The 26,874-nt window shown below is 40.1% G+C and carries 28 protein-coding genes; 2 read left to right on the forward strand and 26 right to left on the reverse strand.

What is annotated here, in order from left to right:
• Positions 1 to 183: 183 nt before the first annotated feature.
• The 11 genes from EQJ87_RS02835 to EQJ87_RS02885 all read right to left on the reverse strand — a co-directional run bounded on the left by EQJ87_RS02835 (position 184) and on the right by EQJ87_RS02885 (position 10,327).
• Positions 184 to 612, reverse strand: a complete 429-nt coding sequence (locus EQJ87_RS02835) for a flavodoxin family protein (protein WP_130123239.1) — start codon at positions 610 to 612, stop codon at positions 184 to 186.
• 72 nt (positions 613 to 684) lie between these two features.
• Positions 685 to 1,962 (reverse strand): FtsW/RodA/SpoVE family cell cycle protein, encoded by a 1,278-nt coding sequence (locus EQJ87_RS02840; protein ID WP_130123240.1) that lies wholly within the window; start codon positions 1,960 to 1,962, stop codon positions 685 to 687.
• Between the two features lie 156 nt (positions 1,963 to 2,118).
• Positions 2,119 to 2,724, reverse strand: a complete 606-nt coding sequence (locus EQJ87_RS02845; protein WP_130123241.1) for a TVP38/TMEM64 family protein — start codon at positions 2,722 to 2,724, stop codon at positions 2,119 to 2,121.
• A 19-nt stretch (positions 2,725 to 2,743) separates the two neighbouring features.
• Entirely contained in the window at positions 2,744 to 3,190 is a 447-nt protein-coding gene (locus tag EQJ87_RS02850) for a S1 RNA-binding domain-containing protein (RefSeq protein WP_190289026.1), read from the reverse strand.
• Position 3,191: 1 nt separating this feature from the next.
• On the reverse strand, positions 3,192 to 3,782 hold the full coding sequence (locus tag EQJ87_RS02855) for a peptidylprolyl isomerase (RefSeq protein ID WP_130123242.1): 591 nt from the start codon (positions 3,780 to 3,782) through the stop codon (positions 3,192 to 3,194).
• Between the two features lie 122 nt (positions 3,783 to 3,904).
• Positions 3,905 to 4,711: a Cof-type HAD-IIB family hydrolase gene (locus EQJ87_RS02860; RefSeq protein WP_130123243.1), complete on the reverse strand. Its 807-nt coding sequence runs from the start codon at positions 4,709 to 4,711 to the stop codon at positions 3,905 to 3,907.
• A gap of 69 nt (positions 4,712 to 4,780) precedes the next feature.
• The gene (locus EQJ87_RS02865; protein WP_130123244.1) at positions 4,781 to 5,410 is read right to left on the reverse strand and encodes a response regulator; all 630 of its coding nucleotides are present in this window, start codon (positions 5,408 to 5,410) and stop codon (positions 4,781 to 4,783) included.
• Positions 5,411 to 5,445: 35 nt separating this feature from the next.
• Entirely contained in the window at positions 5,446 to 6,435 is a 990-nt protein-coding gene (locus tag EQJ87_RS02870; RefSeq protein WP_130123245.1) for a sensor histidine kinase, read from the reverse strand.
• Complete coding sequence (gene liaF / locus EQJ87_RS02875; RefSeq protein WP_190289027.1) at positions 6,432 to 7,073, reverse strand: cell wall-active antibiotics response protein LiaF; 642 nt, start codon at positions 7,071 to 7,073, stop codon at positions 6,432 to 6,434. The genes EQJ87_RS02870 and liaF overlap by 4 nt, the downstream gene beginning before the upstream one ends.
• 184 nt (positions 7,074 to 7,257) lie before the next feature.
• The gene (locus EQJ87_RS02880) at positions 7,258 to 7,590 is read right to left on the reverse strand and encodes a metal-sulfur cluster assembly factor (protein WP_130123246.1); all 333 of its coding nucleotides are present in this window, start codon (positions 7,588 to 7,590) and stop codon (positions 7,258 to 7,260) included.
• Positions 7,591 to 7,711: 121 nt separating this feature from the next.
• Positions 7,712 to 10,327 carry a YhgE/Pip domain-containing protein gene (locus tag EQJ87_RS02885; protein ID WP_130123247.1) on the reverse strand — a complete coding sequence of 872 codons (2,616 nt, stop codon included), beginning with the start codon at positions 10,325 to 10,327 and terminating at the stop codon, positions 7,712 to 7,714.
• Between the two features lie 164 nt (positions 10,328 to 10,491).
• Between EQJ87_RS02885 and EQJ87_RS02890 the strand changes: the two genes are divergently transcribed.
• Positions 10,492 to 11,025 (forward strand): TetR/AcrR family transcriptional regulator, encoded by a 534-nt coding sequence (locus EQJ87_RS02890; RefSeq protein ID WP_130123248.1) that lies wholly within the window; start codon positions 10,492 to 10,494, stop codon positions 11,023 to 11,025.
• Positions 11,026 to 11,086: 61 nt separating this feature from the next.
• On the opposite strand, the gene EQJ87_RS02895 is transcribed toward EQJ87_RS02890, so the two are convergent.
• Together EQJ87_RS02895 and EQJ87_RS02900 are read right to left on the reverse strand one after the other, a co-directional pair.
• Positions 11,087 to 11,440 (reverse strand): HU family DNA-binding protein, encoded by a 354-nt coding sequence (locus EQJ87_RS02895; protein WP_130123249.1) that lies wholly within the window; start codon positions 11,438 to 11,440, stop codon positions 11,087 to 11,089.
• A gap of 141 nt (positions 11,441 to 11,581) precedes the next feature.
• A complete protein-coding gene (locus EQJ87_RS02900; RefSeq protein WP_130123250.1) occupies positions 11,582 to 12,007 on the reverse strand; it encodes a universal stress protein in 426 nt (141 codons plus the stop codon).
• A gap of 212 nt (positions 12,008 to 12,219) precedes the next feature.
• On the opposite strand from EQJ87_RS02900, the gene EQJ87_RS11515 reads away from it, so the two are divergent.
• Entirely contained in the window at positions 12,220 to 12,375 is a 156-nt protein-coding gene (locus EQJ87_RS11515) for a hypothetical protein (protein ID WP_190289028.1), read from the forward strand.
• Between the two features lie 76 nt (positions 12,376 to 12,451).
• Here EQJ87_RS11515 and EQJ87_RS02905 read toward each other — a convergent pair whose 3' ends face one another.
• From EQJ87_RS02905 to EQJ87_RS02965, 13 genes are all read right to left on the reverse strand, one after another.
• Positions 12,452 to 12,886 carry a universal stress protein gene (locus tag EQJ87_RS02905; RefSeq protein ID WP_223804488.1) on the reverse strand — a complete coding sequence of 145 codons (435 nt, stop codon included), beginning with the start codon at positions 12,884 to 12,886 and terminating at the stop codon, positions 12,452 to 12,454.
• Between the two features lie 142 nt (positions 12,887 to 13,028).
• On the reverse strand, positions 13,029 to 13,379 hold the full coding sequence (gene rplS / locus EQJ87_RS02910) for a 50S ribosomal protein L19 (RefSeq protein ID WP_130123251.1): 351 nt from the start codon (positions 13,377 to 13,379) through the stop codon (positions 13,029 to 13,031).
• A gap of 167 nt (positions 13,380 to 13,546) precedes the next feature.
• Positions 13,547 to 14,221 (reverse strand): GTP pyrophosphokinase, encoded by a 675-nt coding sequence (locus EQJ87_RS02915; RefSeq protein ID WP_130123252.1) that lies wholly within the window; start codon positions 14,219 to 14,221, stop codon positions 13,547 to 13,549.
• A 180-nt stretch (positions 14,222 to 14,401) separates the two neighbouring features.
• The gene (glpO, locus tag EQJ87_RS02920) at positions 14,402 to 16,231 is read right to left on the reverse strand and encodes a type 1 glycerol-3-phosphate oxidase (protein WP_130123253.1); all 1,830 of its coding nucleotides are present in this window, start codon (positions 16,229 to 16,231) and stop codon (positions 14,402 to 14,404) included.
• 21 nt (positions 16,232 to 16,252) lie between these two features.
• Positions 16,253 to 17,749 (reverse strand): glycerol kinase GlpK, encoded by a 1,497-nt coding sequence (gene glpK, locus EQJ87_RS02925; RefSeq protein WP_130123254.1) that lies wholly within the window; start codon positions 17,747 to 17,749, stop codon positions 16,253 to 16,255.
• 180 nt (positions 17,750 to 17,929) lie between these two features.
• Positions 17,930 to 18,592 carry an ABC transporter ATP-binding protein gene (locus EQJ87_RS02930; protein WP_130123255.1) on the reverse strand — a complete coding sequence of 221 codons (663 nt, stop codon included), beginning with the start codon at positions 18,590 to 18,592 and terminating at the stop codon, positions 17,930 to 17,932.
• Positions 18,593 to 18,740: 148 nt separating this feature from the next.
• A complete protein-coding gene (locus EQJ87_RS02935) occupies positions 18,741 to 20,255 on the reverse strand; it encodes an ABC transporter permease (protein WP_130123256.1) in 1,515 nt (504 codons plus the stop codon).
• 60 nt (positions 20,256 to 20,315) lie between these two features.
• Complete coding sequence (locus EQJ87_RS02940; protein WP_223804489.1) at positions 20,316 to 20,594, reverse strand: hypothetical protein; 279 nt, start codon at positions 20,592 to 20,594, stop codon at positions 20,316 to 20,318.
• A gap of 222 nt (positions 20,595 to 20,816) precedes the next feature.
• Positions 20,817 to 21,878: a phospho-N-acetylmuramoyl-pentapeptide-transferase gene (mraY, locus tag EQJ87_RS02945; RefSeq protein WP_130123258.1), complete on the reverse strand. Its 1,062-nt coding sequence runs from the start codon at positions 21,876 to 21,878 to the stop codon at positions 20,817 to 20,819.
• Between the two features lie 75 nt (positions 21,879 to 21,953).
• Positions 21,954 to 24,245, reverse strand: coding sequence for a penicillin-binding protein (locus EQJ87_RS02950; protein WP_130123259.1), 2,292 nt, complete (start codon positions 24,243 to 24,245; stop codon positions 21,954 to 21,956).
• Entirely contained in the window at positions 24,242 to 24,622 is a 381-nt protein-coding gene (locus tag EQJ87_RS02955; protein ID WP_130123260.1) for a cell division protein FtsL, read from the reverse strand. Before EQJ87_RS02955 ends, EQJ87_RS02950 begins: the two co-directional genes overlap by 4 nt.
• A 108-nt stretch (positions 24,623 to 24,730) precedes the next feature.
• On the reverse strand, positions 24,731 to 25,699 hold the full coding sequence (rsmH, locus tag EQJ87_RS02960; protein WP_130123261.1) for a 16S rRNA (cytosine(1402)-N(4))-methyltransferase RsmH: 969 nt from the start codon (positions 25,697 to 25,699) through the stop codon (positions 24,731 to 24,733).
• 227 nt (positions 25,700 to 25,926) lie between these two features.
• Entirely contained in the window at positions 25,927 to 26,871 is a 945-nt protein-coding gene (locus tag EQJ87_RS02965; protein WP_130123262.1) for a DUF805 domain-containing protein, read from the reverse strand.
• Positions 26,872 to 26,874: the final 3 nt, after the last annotated feature.

A 26,874-nucleotide genomic window follows, 5' to 3' on the forward strand; every position in this document is an offset into this window, starting at 1 on the left:
CTGAGACTTTTTCTCGTTTTCATTCTACCACTTCGTTCATCAAATTGCAAAATTCGGAAACGCTTAACATCAAATGTTAACAAGCAAAACCTCCCTGAACCAAAAAGAAAAATCACTGACGTAAAAGCAAGAAGAAAATTGAGTCTTTCAACCTTCTTTTTGACTTTCCGTCAGTGATTTCTCTTATTTTTTAATAATTACGTCAGTAAATTCTTCAACTTTTTTGATTTGGTCAGCTTTGAGGTCACCGCCAGCAGGGGCAAAGAGTGAAAATCCTTGATAGCCCAACTTTAAAAGCAAGGAGTGTTCATTAAACTTGATGCCTTTGGCGCGGGCAACAAGACCAATTTTTTTAATCGTTGCCGCCGAGAACTCAGCCGTTCCAAAAGCAACAATCTCTTTAACTTTGGATGCCTCTAAATCTGCAAGAAACTCTTTCAGTGCTTTACTTGGGGCATTGAACCAAACCCCACCACCCACGAACAGAACATCCACTTCTTCATCAAGAGGTTCAAATGTCCGAAGGGCTTTAACACCTAGCTTTTTGGCGATAACATCCGCAACTGCTTTTGTATTCCCACCACGTGAATCATATCTTACTGCATATTTCATTTTTAAGCCACTCCTCATTCTGATTAGATTACACTTTCATTTTAGCACAATCTCTCAAAAAGTCCGCAGATTTTAACGTTTATTTTTTGCGCGCGTTTTTCGACTATTGTTAGGAGTAACTTTTGATTGAACAGGTTTATTCATTTTAACTTGACTTTGTGCGCGAACACGAGCGAAATCAGGCAACTGGTTGTATTTCATTGACAAGACCAAGCCCAAGCCGATGATATTTGACATCAAAGCCGATCCCCCTTGAGAGATAAAAGGCAGCGGAATCCCAGTCAAAGGTACAACCCCAATGGCCGCACCAATATTTTCAAAAACGTGGAAGAGAATCATCATGATAATTCCCGTTGAGATATACGTGTAAAACTGATTATTTGATTTGAAAGTCACTCGAATCATCCGATAAATCAACATGAAATAAAGGAAAATCAAGAAAGCAGAACCAACAAAACCAAAATCCTCAGCAATGACTGTAAAAATCATATCCGATTCACGAACCGGCACATTGATATTAGCAACCCCAAGTCCATGCCCCCAAAGTCCACCAATTCCGACCGAAATCAAAGAGCGCGCCTGTTGTAAACTAAAGGTTTGAGCATTCTCAAAAGGATGAAGCCAAGCGATAAACCGATTGACCTGATACTGAGCAAAACTCGTGCTTTCCAAAAATTTTTGCCCTTCTGGTGACGCGACCAAAGCAATAACACCAGCTCCGACAGCAACCACCGCCAAAAAGGCAGGGCCAAGAATTTTCCAAGAAACTCCCGAAACCAGCACAATCCCAGCAAAAATTGCCGCAAACACCAAGAAAGTCCCAAAGTCATGTTGCAAAGCAACCAGCACCGCAACAGGTACCGTAGCCAAAATTAACAGCCCAATCAGACGAAAATCATCTTTCAAAATTCGATTTTTAAGTTTATTTTGGAAAGTCACGACAATCCGGGCCGAAAAAAGAATATAAGCAATTTTCATAAATTCAGAAGGCTGAAAAAGATTTCGCCCACCAAAAGCCAGCCAGTTTTTCGCCCCTGTTGAAAGGTAAGTCGCCTCATTATAGAAGAAAATCGGTAGCACCATCAAAACTAAGCCCAAACCATAAAAAACAGGCGTCAATGTCCACAAAAAACGTGAATCCAAATGCATGACAATAAAAGCCAGAAAAATTCCGACAACAATCCAGGTTCCTTGCCCCACAAGCATTTGTGTTGCTTGGTCAGGGTGATCATGCGTCACCGCAACATAGAGGGCATATAAGCCAATCAAAATTAGCATAAAAGCGGGCAAAATCAACCCGTAATCAATACGTGAATCAAATGAAAATCTATTTGTTTTCTTATTTTTCAAAACTAGCTCCAGTCAGTTTCTCGTCTTTAAACTTCGCAGAATTTTTACGTTCTCGCTAGAAATTATAAATCCATTCTATTATACATTTTTTTTGCTTTTTTAGGGGCTTCTTGACGAAAATTTCCATAAAAAAATACTGAAAACCGTTTCAGTATTTTACAAGAAATGTCCAATAAAACTTCCGCCAAAGATTAACAAGTAAGAGTAAAGCAAAATAGGAAGTGGTTTACACAAAATAATTGTCCAAATCAAAAATTTCCAACTCATTTTTGTCTGACTTGCAATCAAAACAAGGGCATCATCTGGCGCCACTGGCGATAGAATCAAGAGGACAAAAATAATATTAAAACGTTTTTGTCCCTTGTCAAACCAAGTCATGTACTTATTATACGTCTTTTCTTTGACAAAAGTTTTAGCCAGCGCCGAACCATATTTACGACCAAAGTGAAACAGAATGAAAGAGCCAGCAGCAATGCCCAGATAATTATAGACAAAGCCCCAAACTGGTCCAAAAATCATCACGCCTGCTGCCATTGTGATGCCCCCAGGGATAATAGGCACAATCACCTGCAATACTTGCATACACAGGAAAATCAGCGGCCCTAAAAACCGGTGGGCGACAATCAATTGTTGTAAAATCTCTTGATTTTGAAAGGCACCAAGCCGCCAAAGATAGACCCCACCAACAATTGTCGCCACAAAGCCAAGCAGGGTGATGATATTAAAAACTCTTTTGGTGTATCTTAATACATTATCATTCAAAGAAAATCCTCACTTTTGGCTATTTTTTCTGCTCTTTTAGATAAGCCTCGTTTTCTTCAACCCACTGTCCAAGCAAATTAGCCAAACTTTTGAAGCCAATCTTATCTCTAGGGTCGGTAAAATGTTTTTTGCGATAAATATGATGAACTTGCGGATTTTTCTCCAAACTCCGAATAGATAAACTAATCTTGCCATTATATTCATCGATATCAATGATTTGAGCGTTAACTTTTTGCCCCGTTTTCACAATATCATGAATGCTTTTGACATAGCCAGATTGGATTTCTGAGATATGAATCAAACCTTTTTGCTCGATTTTTCCATCCTCAGCCACATCTGCGCCACTCAAATGCTCAGCACTTGGTGTTACCGGCGGGAGATGAAATTTAACAAAAGCACCGTAATCTTGCATTCCGATAATTTCTACTTCGACGATGTCGCCGATTTTTGGACGTTTAACTTTCATTTTATTTCTCGATAAGTTCAATTGATTCAATGACAACATCGTCAACTGGTTTATCTTGTGCCCCAACTCGAACGCCAGCAATGGCATCTAGCACTTCATAGCTTTCTGCTGTGGCTAATTGACCAAAAACAGTGTGACGACCGTCAAGGTGTGGTGTGCCGCCTTGAGTATAAACTTCCGCCACTTCTTCTGGCCAGCCCCCTTGAACGAGAGAATCTTTTGGATAAGGGAGATTTTTGTTTTGAACGATGAAGAATTGGCTGCCGTTGGTGTTTGGACCTGCATTGGCCATTGACAAAGCACCGCGCAAGTTGAAAAGATCCATTGAAAATTCATCTTCGAATTTTTCACCGTAAATTGAGCTACCACCCATTCCTGTCCCTGTTGGGTCTCCGCCTTGAATCATGAAATCTTTGATAATACGATGGAAAATAATACCATCATAATAGCCTTGTTTACTAAGTTCAATAAAGTTTTTCACTGTTTTTGGCGCAAGCTCATCAAAAAGTTTTACAGTCATTTTGCCGTGATTTGTGTTGATGATTGCTGTTGTACCTTTAGCGTTTGTCAAGTCAAGTTGTGGGTATGTCATAATTATTTCAGTGGACAAATGACTTAGTAAGCCCCAGTCATTTGCCCTCCTTTCTTTCTAAATCTATTTTAGCAATAAATGCTTGAGGATGAACTTACATTCTTGTAAGTTTTAGGTTTTATTTAATCAATAATTTTTAAAAATTGTAGAGCTTTCAAAATTCCGTCGTTTTCAACACGATCAGTAACATAATCTGCTTTTTCCAAAATTTCTGGATGAGAAACTTCCATTGCTACCGATAGGCCAGCAAAATCAAAGAGTTCACGATCGTTGAGTCCGTCACCAAAATTCATCATATTCTCTGCTGTCAAGCCTAGTAAATCTAAAACTTTTTCACAGCCAATCGCTTTGGACCCTTCTTGAGGAACAATGTCCGAGCTGTACGGATGCCAGCGCACCATGCGAATTTTATCTTTCAGATGTTCAGGCAAAACTAGCTGATCGTCGTGATCAGAAACAGTCAACATTTGATAGACATCATGTGTTTTGTAATAATCAGGGCTTTCGGCAAGTTCTGCATAAATTGGGCCGATTGCTTCTGCAGCCACATCTGTCCACTTAGAAATGCGCAGACTATCGCTTGAAACAAAAGAATACTCACTCTTTTGTGTTTCAAGCCAGCTGATAATCTCAGCAATGAGCGTTTTGGAGAAGGTGTTTTTAAAAATCACTTCTTCAGTCTGCGCATTTTCGACATAAGCTCCGTTAATCGCGACGTAAAAGTCTGGCTTGAGCGCTCGCACTTCAGGAACCACACCAAAAAGATTTCGACCGGTTGCGATCCCAGTCATAATCCCTTTTTCACGCAATTTCTCAAACACTTCATTGATTGATTCAGGCATGAATGCTGGATCTTTCAGGCGCAGTGTATCGTCAATATCAAAGAAAATAATTTTTATTTTCTTTGCTTTTTCTAATAATTTGTCCATGATTTTTCATTCTAAATTTATTTTGTTCTCTTAAATTATATCATAAATTGTTATTCTTTTTGGCTCTTATTAGACCAAATTATGCTGAATGGCGTAAATCGTGGCTTGGGTTCGGTCGGAAACTTCAAGTTTGTTGAAAATATTAGAAACGTGTGTTTTGACCGTTTTTAGGCTGATAAAGAGTTCATCCGCAATTTCTTGGTTCGATAAACCTGTAGCGAGAACTTTTAAAACTTCGAGTTCACGTTTGGATAAGTCATCATAAAGCTCATGTTTGCGGTGCTTTTGTTGGGCAATTTTTTCTCTGACTGCGTCAGAAAGGACATCTTCACCATTGGCTACTTTGCGAATTGCTGAGGCAATTTCAGCAGCTTGAGAGGTTTTCAAAATATAGCCTTTGGCACCTGCTGCTAGGGCTGGAAAGACTTTTTCATCATCAATAAAGCTAGTTAAAATCAAAATTTTACGATCGGGATTTTTGGCCAGAATTTTTTGGGTGGCGCCAATGCCATCCAAACGATCCATGACCAAGTCCATCAAAATCACGTCAGGGTTGAGCTTTTCAGCTTTCAAAAATCCTGATTCTCCATCAGCAGCTTCACCAACAACTTCAATGTCGGGTTGAATATTCATAAAACTTGACAAACCAAGTCGAACCATCTGGTGATCATCTACAATCAGAAGTTTAATTTTATCCATTTGTTCCTCTACATTTCTCATTTTTTGATTTAATTTTAAAGCGTTGCTGCTTTGGGAATGATAATTTCTACTGTCGTGCCAGCATTTGGTGCAGAAATGACTTTTGCATCTCCGCCCAATAAAAGCGCACGTTCTTTGATATTTGCTAAACCATAACTGGCTGTTTTGTCGCTTGTTGAAGTGTCAAAACCGACCCCATCATCGGCAATTTTCAAGATAATACTTCCCGATGTTTCACGCAAGGCCACTTCGATGTGGTCAGCTTGGGCATGACGCAGGGTATTTGAGAGAATTTCTTGAGCCATACGAAAAAGATTATCCTCGATGTTACGACTCGTTTCAATATCTGCCAGTTTGACGGTGATATTTGCTGATATTTTCGCTTGCAACTCGTCAGTGAGTGCTGATAACCCTTCAGACAAACGTTTCCCGTCTAGTTCTACGGGACGTAAATGAAGTAAGAGCGCCCGCATCTCATTTTGCGCTGAATGCAAAACTTTCAAAACGAGTTGAGTTTGAGTTTCAATTTGCTCTTTACTTAGGCTTTGGGTGGAACCTGCAACAGAGGATAAAATCATGGTCGCGGCAAACAACTCTTGACTGACCGAATCGTGAAGTTCGCGGGAAATCCGTTTGCGCTCTGTTTCAATGATTTCGGCCTTGTCTGCTGATTTTTGTTTAGATAATTCTTGGAGCTCAGCGGACATCTTCATGATTTTTTCGTGAACCGCTTGTAATTCTGGTGCTTTTGGTGCTTGATTTTCTTCAAGGCGTTGGATATCTTTTTGAAAACGTTGTTGAATGGTCATGTTTTCAAGGTGATTAAACAAGGTAAAAATCAGCGCAAGCAGTCCTGCAACTGATATTAAAATCCAAATCCCGTAAATATTTCCACGATACTGTCCCAAATTCAGGGGAAGAATATTGAAGGCTTGTCCACTTGTCATCAGGGTGAAAAGTAGGACATACATGACGAGAATGATACTAAAAACAGCTAAAAAGGTGGTGAAGATTGATTTTTTCATCCTTGCACGACCTCAATATTTCCTGTGTCTACGCGGATGGTAATTTTTATCCGTTTTGGTGCTTCGTCAAGGTTTTCACTGAAATAGTGGACATTGCTGGCGTTGATTTGTGTTGCTTCGTTAAAAATCTTGATGAGTCCGGTGTTCGTTGTCAAATCGAGGGCAACGGCGACATCCTCAGGAACGATAATTTTGGTATTTCCTGCCATTTTTTTGATAGAAAGGCTGTTTCCTGTTGGTTTGAAAACAACATCGTCAAGATCAATGACATCATTTCCGTTGTTTTGACTGGTCTGACTGTAAGTTTCAGCAGCTTGATTTTGAAAAAGATTGTGGGCAAAATTGACTTGTCTTTCTTGCTCACGTGGATTATTTTTCCAAAAAATGATGCACATAATAGCTGGAAAAATAATCGCTAGCCAAAACCAGCTCACTGTAAAGAGAATCATCCCCGAAATTGCTCCGAAGATAAAACTCAAGATGCGCCAAGCTCGTGAGCGTGAACGAGTAGCCAGTACGCCAAAAATTACGGTTAAAACAAGAAAAATCCATAAATGGGGCGTATGCACGACACGAAAAATCAATCCTAGCACAATAAAAATTTCAATAATGATGACGGCTTTCAGTTTTTTATTCATACTCTTATTGTATCAAAAAAATGTTTGCTTGTTCTCGGACTAAAGGCTTATTTTTAACTTAAATTTGCTACTTGAGTCAGAGAAAATGCTGACGTAAACTTTCGTCAGCATTTTTTCTGCTGCCAGGAGATTTCGTCAGTGATTTCTCTACGAAAAAAATCCGTCAGTAAGACGAATTTCTTTTTTAACGGATTCCCAACGCAATACGCGCATAGCGGGACATTTTATCCACGGTCCAAGCAGGGTACCAGACCAAATTAACTTTGATTTCGCCGACTTCCTCAACCTCTTTGAGGGCATCGTGAATTTGTTCGGTCAATAAGTCCGCTAAAGGACAACCCATTGTCGTCAAGGTCATTTTAATTTCGGTGAAACCATTGTCTTCAAAGCTGATCTCGTAAACCAAACCGAGATTGATGATATCAATACCAAGCTCTGGGTCAATGACATTTTCAAGCGCCCCAAGAATTTTGTCCTTGATTGCGTTAATTTCTTCTTCTGTGTATTTATCTGCCATCTGTATCTCCTTCAAGCAACTGCCAAATTGTCAAATTCTTTTTACAAACTTATTTTACCAAATTATTGCTAAAATTTCTACATAAAAAAATACTGACGTAAATTTACGTCAGTAATTTCTCTTAAGCAAAGCGTGAAAAGCGTTTGAAGAAGCTTAACATAAAGGTGAACAAGGCAATGATTACGACAAACAAGAGGGCAAAAGGAACAATCGCTCCCGTCAATCCAATTGTTTCACGCAACATCTTCAAGCCATAAGTCATTGGCAACCAAGGACTGATTACTTGGAAAATTTTTGGCGCCAATTGCAAAGGATAAGTCCCTGCACTTGTTGCTAATTGCAAGACAAGAAGGATAATCATCAAAAATTCTCCGACTTTACCTAATGCTGTTAAGAAGAAGGTGTTAATCGCCATATAAGCAAAGCTAATCAAGATTACAGCGAATAAAGTTCTTGCCCAATAATTTGGATTCAAGCCCAGTAAGGCAACTGCTCCACAAACGATGAAGGCTTGCAAAAGTGCCACAACACCATTTGTACCAATCTTCGCCAGCATAAATTCTCGACCAGTTTTCCATTTTTCACCAGAGAAGCCAATGCCAATCACGACATTTGTCGCCAAAGCACCGATAAAGAGCGCTACGTTAATCATATAAGGCGTCATCCCTGCACCATTGACCGGAACATTATCATGATCAGTATGTTTTGTTTTGAGTGGAGCTGCTAATTTTTTGGCATTTTTTGTGTTGCTATTTGTTTCAGCCAAAGTTTTGTCAGCATCACCTAGAGCTGTTGAGAGACTGGCAGCACCAGTATTCAAAGTCCCTAAACCATTTGTCAATGTCAGGCTACCATCAGATAATTGTCCAGAACCAGACGCAATCTGTTTAGCACCATCAGCCAATTGTCCAGAACCTGAAGTTAAAGCTGAACTATTATCTTGCAATTGTGAAAGACCAGAAACCAAGCTCAAACCACCTGTTTGAAGTTGAGACAATCCCGAATTCAAACTAGAACTACCCGTTTGAAGTTGCTCCAAACCACTGTTCAGTGATTGACTACCCGTTTGCAACTGAGTCAAACCAGAAGTCAAACTAGAACTACCTGTTTGAAGTTGACCCAAACCATTGGTCAAAGATTCACTACCTTTTTGCAACTCTTTAGATTTATTCGCCAATTGTTGAGCGCCATCATTTGCATCATTGACTCCAGCAACAAATTGGTTAAAGCCAGACGTTAATTGCCCTGCCCCAGCTGAAAATTGACTATTAAATTGAGTCAAACCAGAAGTCAAATCTGTCGCGCCTTGAGCCAAATCAGGTGTTTTCGTTTGAAGATTAGCAAATCCTCCCACCACATTATTAGCTCCAGCAACTGCAGGTTGCGCAGCACTCAAATTATCCAAAGCTTGTTTTTGTTCAGCTTGCATCTGTTGCAAATCTTGACCCATTGCGGCTAGAGAAGTCACTAATTGTGCCTGTGTATTGGGGTCAGTAGTCGTTTGGGCCACCTTTGTCAAAGTTTGCATTTGAGCATTCAAATCTTGAGCAGCTGGAGAAGCTGGTGCATTAGCTAAACTTTTCAAGCCTGCATCCAAAGCTGTCAAACCAGCCTGTATTTGTTGCAATTCAGCTGGTGTTGCTGCGCTCGTAACGGCTGCATTCAATTCATTCAATCCGTTACTCAAGTTTTGACTTCCCTCTTGCAGTTGTTGTACTGCTGCTGTACTTTGGGAAATTTGGGAAATTCCATTTGATAAATCTTTAGATTTATCTGCCAAAGTTTGAGTTCCACTGGCTAATTCAGCCGCTCCAGCTGAAAACTGTGTTGCTCCATCAGTTAATTTTTTGCTCCCATCAACTGATTCATTAACGCCAGCAGACAATTTCTTACTACCATCAGCTGCAGAATCAAGACCTGATGATAATTGTTTACCCCCAGAAGCCGCTTGGTTCGCACCCTCAGACAATTTTTTAGAGCCATCAGCTGCAGAATCAAGACCTGATGACAATTGTTTGCTTCCAGAAGCAGCCTGCTCAACACCATTCGTGTATTTGCTCAAGCCCACATTCAAGCTATCTGCCCCATCAGTAAAGGTCAGACTTGATGAAGCCAAAGTCTTCAAATTACTAGAAAGTTCATTTGATCCAGACAAGGCTGATTTTGTACCATCAGCTAATTTTTCAGAACCATCAGCCGCATCTTTCATTCCTGATTTCATATCACTGACTTTTTCAAAAATAGCCTTGGTATACTTTTCCGTCACATTTTTAGAAACTTCAGCTTTGAGTTGATTGATTGCACTCTCACTCATTTTAGAAGAAATATAATTATGTCCACGTGAAGTTTGATAATCTAATTGCACCGTTTTAGGGTTTTTATTCATCAGACTAGCCGCATTTTCGGAAAAATCCTCTGGGAAAGTGACGACCATATAATAATCCCCATTTTCAATCCCTTTTGATGCTGTCTTTTCTGATACAAAGTGATAATCCAAAGCTTTTGTTTTCTTCATCTCAGAGATCACATCGTCCCCGAGTTTCACTTTTTCCCCCTCCAATTCAGACGACTTGTCCAAATTTACAACGGCAACAGGTAAATCATTTAATTTCCCATATGGATCCCACATTGATCCCAAGAAAATATAGTTATATATCGCTGGTACAAGTGCTAAAGCAATAATTACTATAATGAAAAACTTGTGTTTAAAAATCGCTTGCCATTCTTTTTTTAACATATTTCTCCTCCCTTTATGGACACAGCGTCCAAAAATTGTTATAATATGTATTATAAACTTTTTGAGAAATTTAACAATTGATAAAGTGTCTTTTTTAGACAGATAAATCACATCTGTCTAATTGAAACACTTACATTTATTATAGAATGAGGAGACCTGCCCAAATGGCCAATGATACTAGAAAAGACCGCACAAAAATTCAATTACGCGATGCGATGATTCAACTTCTTGGTGAAAAATCTTTTGATCAGATTTCAACCACCGAGTTAGTAAAGCTTGCTAAAATCAGTCGGAGCAGTTTTTACACCCATTATCAAGACAAGTACGACATGATTGAAGCCTATCAGCAACGCCTTTTTGAAACTATCCAATATGTTTTCGAAAAAAATAATGGTAACCTGCACGCCACCATGTTAGAAACCTTTGAATTTTTAAGTCGCAACCAAATCTATGCCGCCTTACTCTCCGAAAATGGGAGCAAAGAAATCCACCAATTCATGTTACAAAAACTCAAAGAGCTCTTTCAAAACTCAATTTTTCCGCATTCCAAACGAAGTGCCTTAGGAAAATTAGGCAAGGTTTACGCTGCAACCTACTATGCTAATGCTATTTTTGGAACAACTCAATCTTGGCTAAGAAGAAATCAAAAAGAAACCCCCGCTCAAATTGCCGACTTATTAGTAGAACTTATCAACTAATAAAAAAAGCCTGATCACATAATCAGGCTAACTGTTCAAAGAATTGAGTTATTTTTAATCTTTACTCCGTAAAAGCTTTCGGACTTTCTTCAGTAGACAAACAAAAGCTCGGTTCAGCTTCTTCTTCGGGTGTGTTTGTTTGTTGAGCCGCTATTTTCAAAGCTTTACCTGCCTTAAAAATAGGTACCTTTTGTTCAGATAATATAATTTTTTTACCAGAGTTAACATCATGACTCAAACGTGCCGCACGCTTTTTGACCTCAAATGTTCCAAAATTGTTCAGATGAACGACATCCCCTTGCGAAATATAATGAGTAATTGCTTCTAGCAATGCATTGATGACTTTGTTAGTATTGACTTTGGAAAGATTCGTTTGATTAGCGACATAATTGATAAGTTCTTGCTTTGCTGCCATTTATTCGCTCCTTTCGTCCACCTTATTTTGTATTCTAATTATAACATTATTCATTTTTAGAATTTATTTAAACGACTTGGAGTTTATGGACAAAAAACAAAAATTGTAAAAAAAATCTTAGCCAAAGCTAAGATTTTTTAATTACTTGACGACCATGACATTGCAAGGAGCATGGTTGATTACGTAAGTCGTTGTCGAACCTACCAACATCCTATCCAAGAGCCCCTTACTGTTTGAACCAATAACAATCAAATCCATTTCAAAGTCTTTAGAAAATTTAACGATTTCTTTCTTTGGATTTCCTGCATAATATTGGAAGTCATACTCTACTTGGTCGGCGACCAAACGTTTGATATCAGCGATAATCGCTTGTGATTCCTGTTCCAACTCTTCTAAAGTTTGAGCAAGAGCATAAGGACTACCGCTAACCCTCGTTTCATCTTTGACATGAAGAATAGTGAGCGAAGTCTCATTTCGCTTGGCGATTGCAATGGCTTCATGAACAGCTTCTTTTGCATGATCCGAACCATCTACAGTAACTAAAATCTTTTTGTACTCATCTCTCATTGTAAACGCCTCCTTTATTTTATTTTATGATAATTTGATTAGAAAGTCCACTGAAATGCTTAATTCTTTTTTAAAAATTTAATTTTGCCTCATCTTTTTTGTGAAGCGTTTCTTTTGGCGATTAAATCAGTTTGTGATAGAATTTAAAGTGGAATTTCGTTATAAGTGTTATAGGCCTTTCGTCGATGTTTAATAAAGAAAGGAGAATGATTATGACATTCACTAACAAAAATAAATTTTTTCAATATACTGTAACGTTGGATACCTCAGAAAATATTTTCAAAGCACATCTCGCTAAAGACTTAAGCGTTTATGGTGCGGGTAACACGATTGAAGAAGCAGTTTATAATCTGGAAAAATTAGTCTAAGGAGATCATAATGGGCGAGTACCCCTCTCAGTAAAAGCACCTACTTCTAACTTAAGGTAGGTGCTTTTTGGTGCTTTTATTTTACAACAATGAGATTGCACGTGGCATGGTTGACCACATACTGCGTCGTAGACCCTAAGATAAATCGATCCAAAGCATCCAGACCAGTTGACCCAATCAAAAGTAAATCAATATCATTTTCTTTAGAAAAATTAACAAGCTCCTTTTTAGGTGTCCCTGTCAATCGCAAGATTTCATAGGTCACCTTTTGGTCTGCCATTCTTGTTTGAACTTCTTCAATCACATGATCCGAATGCTCTTGAACCGTTTGGTAAATGACTTTCGAGTTCACCTGAACAGGAATATTGGCTAATTTATCATTTAAAACATAGACGATTTTTAAGAGCGCTTGGTGATGTTCAGCAAGTTCCACCGCTTCTTGAAGCGCTTGATAAGACTGACTTGAACCATCTATAGCAACTAATATTTTATGATATCCTTTTTCCATCATCGTTTCCCTCGCGTATTTTTATTACTACTTCTATTTTAGCTTTATTTTTATAAAAATCAAAGCAATATTATAGTTTGCATAAATTGAAAAAAAGAACTCAATTTTGCTATAAAAAAACCGCTCAACAGAGCGGTTTAACGTCTTATTTAGTAACGTGACGTTCAGCGATACGAGCTTTTTTACCTGTGAGTGCACGGAGGTAATAAAGTTTCGCACGACGTACTTTACCGTGACGGATAACTTCGATTTTTTCAACACGTGGAGTGTGAACTGGGAAGATACGTTCTACACCAACACCGTTTGAGATTTTACGAACAGTGTAAGTTTCGTTGATTCCTGAGTTTTTACGAGCGATAACAACGCCTTCAAAAAGCTGGATACGTTCGCGAGTTCCTTCGACAACTTTTGCGTGAACACGTACAGTGTCACCAGGGCGGAAGTCAGGGATATCAGAACGCAATTGTGCAGCGTTGATAGATTCGATAAGGTTCATTTTTTTCTCCTCTTGTCCATCATTAAGTAGCTTTGACCCAGCGGATGAACAGTTTTATTAGTATGCAAACACATACTTGTCTAGTATAGCAAATATTTTAAAATTTGACAAGCTCTTTTCTCTGATTTTTTAGGATTGAAATCAGAAAAAAGAATAAACAAATTGATTTAGTAGCCAATTTGATCAATGTCAACTTCGGACTGATTAATCATATCTACAACTTTGTGAATCAAATACATTCTTTCATCAAGGGCATGGATTTGTTCGGCACAATTTTGAAGCTCATTGCTCAACTGTTGAGGTATTTTTCCGTCGTATTTGTAGCGTACTTTGTGTTCCAGACTTGCCCAAAAATCCATCGCTGAGGTGCGGAGCTGCACTTCAACACGGCAACTTTGTTCGCCAAAAAGATGACCGAGGTTAACCTCCAAAATCATGTGGTAACTCCGATAACCTGTTTTTTTGGCGTCTTTGAGATAGTCTTTTTGACTGACTACTGTGAAAGCTTCTTGATTTTTTATAATCTCAACGATTTCATAGATATTTTTGGCATAAGAGCAAATTACTCGAATACCAGCAATGTCAGAAAGATGCTCATCGGCCTGCTCCGCTGTAATAGGCAGTCCTTTTTTCTTGAGTTTTCCTGCAATGCTTTCTGGGGATTTGAGTCGATGTTTGATATGTTCAATCGGATTGACCGCTTCAAAGTTGTTATAATATGTATTTAAATTCGAAAATTGCGTATATACGACATCAAGTGCGCATTCGTACTTAACCAATCTTTTTTTGAGTTCTTCAAATTCTTCCGGAGCGAATCGCGTTTTGAGATAGTCTTTTTCCATAATTCCTATTATAATAAAAAATATTAAATTTTTCATTCATTTGATGTAAACGCTTCTAAACAAGGCGTTTTATCTGGCTTTTTCATCGAAAGCCTGATGACTTAATAATACAGTGCTCCTTTTTATTTAAAAAATCAATCACCTGCGTGAAGTGGACAGGTGATGATCTTTTTGAGCCTATTAACCTTTTAGGTCGGATAAGTCGGATTCACGGAGGGCCAGTTCAAGGGCTTTTTCTTGCTCTGCCTTTTGTAAATCAGACCAACCTAAAAATTTTGCCATGACTTCTAGAACGGGGTGTTTGATTGCTTCTACTCCTTCACGCATGAATAAGAGGTGATTTGTGCGCCGAAGGAGATAATCAACGGGTGTTAGAATCATTTCGTCTTCAAGAGCATAGCGTAAGCGCGCTGACTCGGCTAAGCTTAGTCCATCGTAAGCAGCCATTTCAGCAGCGTAGCTAAAGATTTTTAGTGAGTTCATGCCATAAAAATCGGCAATATAATTGGCTTCTTCTTTGCTCAGACCAGCAGCAAGACCCGCTTTCATATTTTCAGAAATGGTTTCCGTTACTTGAGTGGGGTCAAATTCACCGCCTGAGATTTGGTAGTGCTTGGAATCAATTTTTTCAAAGGTTAGATTGTACTCGTCTTTAAGTAATTGATGAATCATGTCCATTGCTCCAGCTGCCATTTTACGATAATCTGTAATTTTACCACCTGCTAATGTAATCAAACCATCTGATTCGCGCTCCAAGGAACTGCCTCTGGAAATTGTGGAAGGATCTGTCCCTTTTTCAGATAAGCTGGCGTCCATGTGATTCAAGATATGCTCAACTTCAGCTTTGGTCGCTGTTTTATTTTGATAGCGCAAGACAGCATCAACAACGGCATCAAAGCTCTTTTCAGATATTGCACCATTGTTTCCACCGTTATAATCTGAGCCTGAATTGTTATTTAATAGTGGGCGCAAACCAGCCCATGAGGCTTCGATATCTTCTAGCTTTAGGTGAGCTTTTGGATAACGAAAGTTGATGACATCAAGCAAGTAATTGACGTCTTCTTTCGTAACTTTAGGATCAATAAAATCTCCGTGATAGTCTGTGTCTGTCGTCCCAAAGTAGGTTTTATTTTCACGAGGAATTGCAAAAACCATGCGTTTATCGTGCTTTCCTGTGTCAAAATATGTCGGTTGGGGAACTGGGAGCTTGGCAGCATCAACAACAAGGTGTACGCCTTTGGTGGGGCGCATTTTGGGAACAATCGCTCTGGTAAAGTTGAGATAGCGAATTTTATCTACCCAAGGGCCACTGGTGTTAACGACTAATTTTGCTTTGACTTCGATGACTTCGTTGGTAAGTAAATCACGCGCACGGACTCCTGAAATTTGTCTGTCGGTGTAAAGAAAATCAATCACTTTCATCTTACTGATGGCTTGTGCACCGATTTCCACCGCTTTTTTGATATTATCGATGACTAGTCGCGCATCGTTGTTTCGAAAGTCGAGGTAAACTCCAGCGCCTTGTAATCCTTCTTGCTTAATCATCGGTTCACGGCGAAGGACTTCTTCTTTTGAAATCGTGGTATTGGCGTAAGGTGAGTTTTCGTCAATGTCTGCTAGTCGATCATACAAGTCCATTGCAATTTTGACTGAGAACATATCAAATGTTGTGGGCCCTTCGTCATCATAGATAGGCAACAACATTGGGTCTGGCTTTGGAATGTGGGGAGCGATAGCTTGAACGATGGCACGTTCAGAAACGGTATCTGAAACAACTTCTACGTCAAAATTTTTCAGATAACGAATACCACCGTGAACAAGTTTGGTGGAGCGTGAGGAGGTGCCTTCGGAGAAGTCTTGCATTTCTAAGAGAGCCACTTTCATTCCGGAGGCTGCTGCCTGTAGGCTAAGACCCGCACCCGTGATGCCTCCACCGATAATTAGGAGGTCTAACTCAGAAGTTTGGATATTGTTTATTGATTCTTGTCTTGTTTTTTTAGAAAAAGCCATTTTTTTCTCCTTTAGCTTATGCTACTTGAATGCTCGGGTGGCATTCACTGCTTTTTCCCAGCCATTATACAGCCGTTCACGTTGTTCGTTGGACATCTGGACTTGGAAAATCTTTCCTGCTTCGTAAGATTCCTTGAGTTCTTCGAGGTCTTTCCAAAATCCTACGGCTAGGCCGGCAAGGAAGGCTGCGCCAAGTGCGGTTGTTTCCAAATCACTTGCTCGTTGAAGAGGAATGTTTAAAATGTCGGCTTGGAATTGCATCAGGTATTCGTTATTGGCTGCTCCGCCGTCAACTTTGAGGACGGGGATATCAATTCCTGAATCTTCTTTCATTGTCCCAATGACGTCCCGAACTTGATAAGCGATGGATTGAAGGGTGGCTTTGATGATGTCTTCTTTGGTTGTACCACGTGTCAATCCAAACATGGCACCACGCGCTTCTTGATCCCAGTAAGGTGCGCCAAGTCCAACAAAAGCAGGAACGACGTAGACCTCGTTGTGATTGGTTGATTGTCGGGCAGCTGCCTCTGAATCACTGGATTTTTCGAGCATTTTTAGGCCGTCCCGTAGCCACTGGATTGAGGAGCCTGCAACAAAAATGCTTCCTTCTAAGGCATAATAAACTTTTCCGTTGATGCCATAAGCGATGGTGGTTAAGAGCTTATTTTTGGAAATTTGGGCTTGTTCTCCTGTGTTCATCACAATGAATGAGCCTGTCCCGTAGGTGTTTTTGATCATTCCTGCTTCAAAGGCCATTTGACCAAATAGGGCGGCTTGCTGGTCACCAGCCATGCCAGAAATGGGAACTTCAGCACCAAAGAAATGGAAGCTTTTTGTGACGCCGTAGATTTCTGAATTTGATTTGACTTGAGGGAGGAGGGCTTTGGGAATGTTGAGGATTTCTAGGATTTCTTCGTCCCATTTTAGTTCATGGATATTATAGAGCATGGTACGACTAGCATTGGAATAGTCGGTGACATGGACTTCTCCGTCGGTCAATTTCCACAAGAGCCAACTGTCAATGGTTCCAAAAAGAAGTTCTCCTTTTTCAGCGCGTTCTTGTGCGCCTTTGACATGGTTTAAAATCCAGCGAATTTTTGTGGCGGAAAAGTATGAATCGATGACCAGACCGGTTTTATTATGAAATAGGGCTTCGTGACCTGCTTTTTTTAGGTCATTGGCGATTTCTGAGGATTGACGAGATTGCCAGACAATGGCATGATAAATGGGCTGGCCTGTTTTCTTGTCCCAAATAATAGTGGTTTCACGCTGGTTGGTGATCCCAATCCCTGCGATTTGGGAGGGTTTCAGACCGGATTCGATGAAGGCTCCTGCGATGACGGATTGGACGGAGTTCCATATTTCATTTGCGTCATGCTCTACCCAACCTTCTTGGGGAAAATACTGGGTGAATTCTTTTTGAGCGCTGCCCTTGTGTTTTCCTGCTTTGTCATAGATGATGGCCCGCGAGCTTGTTGTGCCTTGGTCAATCGCCATAATGTATGAAGTTTCTGACATTATTTGCCTCCTTTTAGCCGTTTTTGTAATCGCTTTCGCTGTTTTTATTATAGCATAGGAGAGGGGTTAAAGACTATCAATATTTATTGAAATTTGAAAATTTTTTGTTGACGAGCTAGAAAAGAGCTGGGGTTGAATTTTTTAATAAAAACCATTCAAATTTGAATGGTTTTTTATTTTTTAAGAGGTGCGTTGAAATTTGCGATGTTTGAGGGTGTAAACGAGGTCTGAGGCCTTGGCGACGTCGGTTTCGTGGGTGACGATAATCACGATTTTGTTGTCGTCGTGGGCAATTTTTTGAAAAAGTTCAACGATTTGCGTGGTGGTGTTCTCGTCCAGATTTCCTGTCGGCTCGTCAGCAATAATGATGTCATGATTAAGCACCAGCGCCCGTGCGATTGCTACTCGTTGCTGCTGACCTCCGGATAATTTACTGACGGATTTGTAAATTAAATCTTGCGTCAGCCCTACTTTTGCCAAGGCTTCTTCGATGGCAACTTTTTCGTCAGGAAATTTTACTGACGAAATTTTAATCGCCGTTTTGACATTATCGTAAGCTGACATATAGGTCAGCAAATTGTAGGCTTGAAAGACGGTGCTGACGGTTTTTTTGCGGTAATTGGTCAAATTGCTAGATTTGATGATTCTATCGTCATAAGTCATCGTCCCTGATTTTGCAGTATCTAGCCCTGCCAAGAGGGAGAGAAAGGTGGTTTTTCCTGAACCAGATTGTCCCAGAATGGCATACATGGTGCCTTTTTCAAAAGTTTCTGTGACGTCTTTGAACAGATAATCGTCAGGATTGGTGTAATAATAGGTCAAATTTTCAACTTTTAGGGTCATTTTTGCTCCTTTTCATGATTTTGGGAAGTGATTGAGCAGAATATTTACTGACGGAATTTTGCGTCAGCATTTTCTCTGTCAAATGCACTGAGGCGAGGGCTTTTTTGCTCTGACGGCACTTCCGTCAGTAATTTCTCTGCCCTTTTTATCAATTGGTCAAAACTTGTTTAGGATTGAGGCGCAAGATGCCAATACTTGCCAGTCCTACGGCAATCAGGGTGATCAAAATGGCGATAGCAACGAGCATCATGATTTCACTAAATGAGGTTTTGATGTTCAATTTTTCAAGGGCTTTAGCTTGAGCTTGCGATTGTCCAATGCCCATCGCACCGCCAGCGCGACCCATAAAGCCGCCACCATTTCCAGAAGGACGTTGACTGTTGGTGTTGCCACCTGGTGCTGCTGGGGCGCCATTATTTGCTGCGCTTGAAGTGGTTTGAGTCGTTTGTTGTTTCAAGACTTGTTGACCCACAACGTTGCCGACCACATTACCTGCGGCTGAGGCGATGCCGACTGATACCACCATGACCATGAATAATTCAAAGAAAAATTGGCCAATGATTTTGAGTTTGGACTCGCCAAGACTCATCAGCACACCGATTTCAAAGCGGCGCTCGCGCACCATGAGCATGATAATCAGCGCCAAAATGATGGCCCCAGCAACCGCCACAATAATCACAATGTTGCGAGCAAAACTTGCTACATTGTTCAGAGAAGATTTGACATTTTGATAAGCTTGGTCATTTTTGGCCACTTGGAAAGTGTCGCTGTCTACTAATTTATTGGCTGCTTTAACAAAAGTATCGGCATTGGCTGGATTGGTCATGCTGTAAGTCGCGGTGGAAATCTTGCCCGTCGTTGCTTTCATCGCATTGGCCACGGAAAGTGCTGTATACATGGTGTTCATGTACTGAATCGAATTTTCTGTGCTCGAGCTTGTCGTTGTGAAGATGCCGACCACTGTCATCGTGTAAGTCTTGTCGTTGCTGTCTTTAAGCGTGAAAGTCGAACCGACTTTCAGATCGTTTTGGCTGGCCAGCGTTTTTTCGATGACGACATTGTTTGTGCCTTCGTCAGAAGCCTTGATTGCGCGTCCAGACGCGATTTTGTAGGAGCTTGTGAAGTTTGTGTTGTTTGCTAGGTCATTTGTCCCAGAGATTGTGAAGTCTTCTTGGGAGCCACCCATGCCACCAGCCATATCACCGCCAGGGCCACCTTGTCCTTGTGCATTGCTTGAACTGCTTGAGCTGCCACTTGACGACACTTTTTCAATGCCGGAGTTAGCCGATGCAGAAGCCTGATAGGTGAAGCTGTAAGCTTTGACGCCATCAAGTTTGGCAATTTTTTCGGCCGTGCTTTCAGAAATCGTTGGCATATCAATGTTGAAACGTTTGCCTGCGCCACTATCGCTCGTGCTTGAATCACTTGAGCTACTTGTACTGGCGCTAGATTGCGCCTGCTTGATGACATTTTGCATATTGACCGACAGTGAAACTGTTGCTCCAGCTGCTTTTTTGGCGTTGTCGATGGAAACATTTGCCGCACTGTTGATAATCAAGCCCGAAAGCACAAAAATCAAAATCGCTGAAAATGCCACAATCAAAAGCACCGTCCGACCAATTTTCGCTTTAGTAAAAAGCCATGCTCGTCTGATAAAATCCATTTATTTCCTCATTTCTACTGATTAAAAATTATTCCTTTTGAAAAAATGCTGACGTCTTTTTTAAACGCTTGCACTTGCCGAATTTGCTGACGTATTCGAATCATTGCTGCTCGAGCTTCCCGAATTTGCTGACGCACCTGCATTGGCATCCGTACCACCATTTGGTGAATCGGGCGCTTTTCCATTACCGCCAAACCGATTTTGCATTTGTTGCGGACTAGTCGGCTGCGAACTCGTCGCTTGATTTTTACCAATGAAAAATCCTCCTACACCGCCAGCAATCAGGGTTAACAAAGAAACAAAAATGACTGTTTTTCCTTTAAAAAATTTTAAAATCATCCTGATTTTTCCTTTCTTTTATTTCATAAAATGATTATAGAGTTTTAAACTTAAGACCAACCCAAGCAGAACTTAAGGTTTTCTAAAATTTTATCAGAGAAAATACTGACGAAAATTTACGTCAGCATTTTTTCTGGCTCACTTCAATTACGTCAGCATTTTCTCCACAAAAAAAAGCCGCCCACAGGCGGCTTTCACATTATTTTACTGTTCCATTCGTCATTAAAAGGCGAAATAAATTCCCAAAGCAATTGCCGACAAAACAGCCGTAAATAGCCAAAAGACAATATCAATCTTCCACTCTGACCAACCTTTTGCTTTCCCAGAAAAACCACCCAATTCAAAATGATGATGAATTGGCGTCATCCGGAAAATACGTTTACCACCCGTGCGTTTGAAATAAGTGACTTGAATCATCACAGACAAAGTTTCAATCACATAGACAGCACCAATCAAAAGCAAAGTCCATTCCGCATGAAGCAAAATAGAAATGATTGCCAAAAAGCCGCCCAGCGCAAGAGAACCGACATCCCCCATGAAAATCTTCGCTGGCTTATGATTGAACACAAAGAAACCAATCAAAGCACCAATCACGGCAACAATAATCACTAAAACATCATACTGATGATGAACCGCAGCAATAATCGCATAAGCCGTCAGCGAAATCGCCACCGTAATTGAAGCCAAGCCATCAATCCCATCCGTCAAATTGACCGCGTTTGACCAACCGACCAGCCAAATAATGATAAAAATCAAGAAAAAGATGCCTAAATCAAAATCACGTCCAAAAAGAATCAAATGATTGACTTCAAAACTTGGTGAAGCCTTTGGAATCATATGCTCCGGAATGAAATTTCCAAAACGTGGCACGGGTTTAAAATGCGGTGCGCTCGTGTAAATCAGATATGAAACCAGCCCAATGACAATCTGAGCCACTAATTTTTGAACAGCCGTCAGCCCTTCATTTTTCTTTTTGAAAATTTTCAAGAAATCATCAAAAAAGCCAATAACTGCATACATTGCAAGCACCCACCAAGCAATAATGAAAGGTGCGCTCGCCTGCCCTAACAAAAGTGCGCTCACAAGCGAAACGAATAAAGCGACAGTGACGAAAACAAAACCTCCCATTGTCGGCGTTCCCGCCTTACTCGCGTGCTGTTTTACCTCTTCAAGCGTTGGTTGTCCACCCAATTTTTTCTTATGGAAGAACATAATGAAGCGAGGAATCGCAACGATTGTCAAAAGCATTGCGATAACCGCGACCACTATTTCATTCAATAACATCTTCTTCTCCTAATTTTTTAAAGTTAAATGGTTTTGAAATTCCTTCAAAACAACACTGCGAAGGGAGCTGATTACTCAACTCCCCAATTTCACAGTTAAACTTTGACCCTTTTTGACATTGGTCGCAGCCGCAAGCGACTGGCTCTCGACTTGATTTCCCGAACCTTCATAAGTCACTTTCAAACCGTACCAATTTGCCAATTGCTCAACCTCAGCTTTCGACCACTCGTACATATCCGGCATGACTTGATCCTTGTCATTAGTCAAAAGTAAAATGCGTGTATTGGCAGCTACTTTTTCACCTGCGGCAATGGATTGAGCGGTCACCTTAGCTCCCGTTCCCAAAATTACAGGGCTCAAAACAGTCCGACGTAAGCTATCCGCTGTATTCCCTGGATCAGCATCCTTGTAATTCTCAACAGTAACCTTGCCCGCCTTATCCTCACTCGTTCTGGAAGCATCGATTTCATCTTTCAAGCTTTCAGCCCGTGTCAACAAAGGATTGGCAACTCGTGCAATATATTTCAAAGTCCACGGTTCCGAAGGAATTTTTACCGTCATATAGAAAATAAACTCTGGTTTATCTGCTGGATACATCACCACCGCAGAATAAAGATAATCCTGCGCCCCGGTCATATAACCACCCGTTTTTGCCGCAATCTGCGCAGTACCTGTCTTCACCGCTGCAGGCTGACCATTGACCATAAACAAAGGCCCTGGTCCAAGATTTTGGTCAGGATCTCCCGAAGAGGAATAAGAAGTTCCATACACTGGATCCGTATTAACCGTCAGCATCAACTTGCGCACTTCCTCCACAGATGAATTAGAAACAGGACGACCAATAACCTCTGGCTGAGCAACCAAGCTCGTGTTGTTATTAGGATCAACCACCTTGTTAACAATATGAGGCTCTAACATCGTTCCGTTTCCAGCTACGGATGTCCATGCCCGAATCAATTGAATCGGCGTCACCGCAACCCCTTGACCAAAAGCCGATTGGATTTGCGAAACGCCATTATCAGCAGGCAAAGCCCCCGGATTTTCACCGTCCAAACCAGCCCGTGTTTTCAAGCCAAATTTGAACTTGTTCAAATAACCTTCCCACAGATTATACCCCATATCCATCTCAATTCGGCTCATTCCGATATTAGAAGACATCGCAAAACCTTGAGCATAGGTCACTGTTTCTGGTAAGGTGTAGCTTTTGTTTTCCGTAACGTCCCAGTCATTGATGGGCGTATCATAAACTTGCAACTTCCGTTGGTAGGTAGCATTAAGGTCTACTTTTCCACTATCCAAAGCCGAAGCCATGAGGAAGGTTTTAAAAGTTGATCCTGGCTCAAACGCCGACTGTGACAACAAACTATTCCAAGTAAAATACTTCTGATCTTTGTCTGTATTGATTGTTGCTGCGGTATAAGTTGGTCGTTGACTCGTTGCCAAAATGTCACCCGTTTTAGCATCAACCAAAGTTCCCGAAATTTGTTGCGCGCCCGTTTGTTGAACCGCAGAATCCATCAATTTTTCAAGATTGGTTTGCAGCTGTGCATCTAGCGTCGTATAGACATCTTTTCCGTTTTTAACAACTTTGTCGACTTTCGTAGTCCCCGGAATTGGACGCCCATAAATATCTTTTTGATAAGTTTCAACACCGTTTGTCCCACTCAGCGTACTGTTGAAGGCTTTTTCCAAGCCCATATTTCCTTCCAGAACTTGTACACCTTTTTTATCTTTAGGACTAGCGACTCCGATAAATTGTGAAGCAAAATTGCCGAAAGGATAAGAACGAGATAAATCAGCAGTGAAACCAATACCAACCAGCTTTTGATCATCGGCTGCTTTTTGCAAATCTTTCATTTGTTGCAAACTGATATTTGAACCTTTTGCTCCAAATTGAACTTGCTTAAATTTAGAATTTAACTGTTTTTCAATCAAAGAACGGTCAATTCCTAACTTACTATTAAGAAAATCTTCAAGCTTGCCAAATTCACTTTTTCTGACGTAAAGTGGATTTCCGTTGGTATCTACCTGCGTCTTATCAAGGACAACATAAATCGTATAGGTACTTGAATCAACTGCAATTGGTGCGCCAGTACGGTCGAAGATTGTTCCTCGTTTGGCTTGTACTGCCACGGTATCTTGGTAATTTCTTGTTGCCATGACTTTGAGATTAGTATCCCCGACATGGTTATCCGTAATCAACCAAACAAAACGAAATATAAAAATCGTAAACAGAGCGATAGCTAGGAAAAAGAGGCTCTTACCTACGTGTTTACGATTTGTTTCTGGACGAAGTTTAGTCTTTCTGGCATTCCGTGATATTTTCCTTACTGGAAGAGAAAATAATTTTTTTAAAAATTTTATCATTTCGTTGCTTTCAATACATTAGAAGGATTTTGAGTCATTCCAGCTTGATTTGCTGAATCTACTACGCGAGTTCCCGCGGTTAAATCTAAAATTTGTTGATCATATTCAGCTTTTTTGGTCGTTTGTTGACTAATTTTTGACTTGTAATTCATCGTACTTCCTTGAACTTCAAGGGTTTTTGTCTTGACATAAAGTAGCCCGACAGCCAACACTAAAGCAGAAACGACCATTGCCAAATAGAAAACCTTCTCAACGCCGCTAAATTTTTTAAACTTACTCGCTAGAACTTCTGGTGCAAGTGAATCTGTATCAATCAGATAAGAATCCTTTTTCGCCGCAGTTTCTATATCAAAGTATTCTTTCGGCTGTGCTGCCATTGTTCTCCTCCATTACCTTTAAGCTGTTGACTTGCCGTTCTTTATCAAAATTCTGACAAAGACTGACCAAGCCAAGTTATTCTCTGAGTTCAGCTCTTACTCTTTTGTTTAGTTATTTAAGTCAGTGTCCCGTTGTTTTTCGGCAACACGTAATTTTGCGCTGTGCGCACGGTTGTTAAATTCAAGTTCTTCAGCACTAGCCAGTACTGGTTTACGATTGACTAATTTGAGTTTTGCTTCCATCTCTTTAGGAAGCATTGGCAGACCTTTAGGAACATTAACTGTACTGTATTCTTTGAAAATATTTTTAGTCAGACGGTCTTCCAATGAATGAAAGGTAATCACTGAAATGCGCCCTTCCACTTTTAGTAAGTCAATTGCTGCCTCAATAGATTCTTCAGCCGCTCCCAATTCGTCATTGACTTCAATTCGAATGGCTTGAAAAATCCGTTTGGCTGGATGCCCCTTTTTCTTGAGCTCTTTTTGAGGCAGAGCTGACTTAATCAAATCAGCAAGTTCAAGCGTCGTTTCAATAGGTTTTATTTTTCTGGCTTGCTCAATTTTTCGTGCAATTTGCTTAGAAAACTTATCCTCACCATACCGAAAGAAAATTCTTACCAGACTTTCATAAGGATAATCATTGACTACTTCATAAGCCGATAAATGCTGCGTTTGATCCATCCGCATATCCAAACGGGCTTCTTTTTTATAAGAAAATCCACGTTGGCTATCGTCAAATTGGGGACTGGATACTCCTAAATCATAAAGAATTCCATCAATTTTCGTCACTCCCAGCTCAGCAAGCGCTGATTTGAGATAGCGAAAATTACTCTTAATCAAAGTGACTTTATTTTCAGCCAACTGCTCGCTCAGACGAATTTTGGCATTTTCATGCGCTTTTTCATCTTGATCAAAAGCATATAAATGACCTGTTGTAAGTTTACCGAGGAGATACTCACTATGTCCTGCGCCACCTAAAGTCGCATCCACGTAAATCCCATCGGGTTTGACTTCGAGCATATCAACAGTTTCATGTAATAAAACTGTATCGTGTTTAAATGATGTCGTATTTGGCAAACTTGCCGTCCTCCTTGATACTTATAGTTTATTATATCACTTTTTCATTATTTTTGTAGTAGTTTACATGACGATGTAAATAAATTTGTCTTTTTTTATTTCTAAGAGGGCTTTATTTGCTGATTTTTTGAATTTTTCGAACTTTATCCTGTCAAGCTACTTTACAAGTACTGTAAACAAAGATTGTCTTGATTATAACAAGGCTTACTAAAAATAGACTGAAATAATCAGTCCATTTTATTAAATAGAATACTTTTCTCGGAAGTTCGTAATTCATCCGCTTTGCTCAAGCACGCAATAATTAAAGCAATAAGCACGACTCCCAAGAATAAAAAGAGAAGGTACTCCACCAAATCATAACGGTGACCCACATAGGCTTGGCTCAAGGTACGACTCAATATTTTTTGAAAAAGAAGTAAACTTGTACTTGTTGTCAATAAAATCAGACTTCCAATCTCAGAGAGCCCTGCATCACGCAAGCGGCGTGTCATCAGTGCGAACTGCGGAAGAATTGTTCCTAATAAGAATAAAATTAAGAATAACTTCATCAAGCTTGTTCCGATAGAAACCTGTCCAAAAAGGAGCCAATCAAAGTGCGGAGCGAGGAAAACCAGCATCTTTAAGAGCGCAAAAATTCCCCACCAACAAAATTGTACAAACCAAAAGCTCCGTCGGCTGCTCCGTCCACCAAATGAAAAGTAACCTTGAAAATAATGGGCTAAAGCTTGAGAAAAAGAAATCTTGTTTCTTTCTTCTATTTTTTTATTGAAAACAGTGTTTCTATTTTCTGTTGATTCATCATTAACTCTCTTTGACGAACTTGGTACCAGATTCAATCCCAGCAAAACCAGAGGCCCGACCAAAAAAACTAGATTTAAGAAAATGAGCGCCCATGGAAAATCTGCATCTCTCAAACGCCGTACTGTTATTGCCAAATAAGGCAAAAAACTCACCACGATATAAATTCCGAAAAGATAAATACAAAATGTGCCAAGCGCCTGCCAAAACAGCGGCAAGTATAGCGTGTTTAAAGTGGTAAAAAAATGATAGAAATTTAAAAGAACAGCTAAAAGAATCAGATGAACGAACATTGCCGGCCAAAAAGTTTTTCGCTCGGTGCGTCCTCTAAAAGAAAACGAATCTTTCCAAAAATTTTTATAAGCTTCAATCATTTT

This window comes from Lactococcus sp. S-13, assembly GCF_004210295.1.
Classification (GTDB): Bacteria; Bacillota; Bacilli; order Lactobacillales; family Streptococcaceae; genus Lactococcus.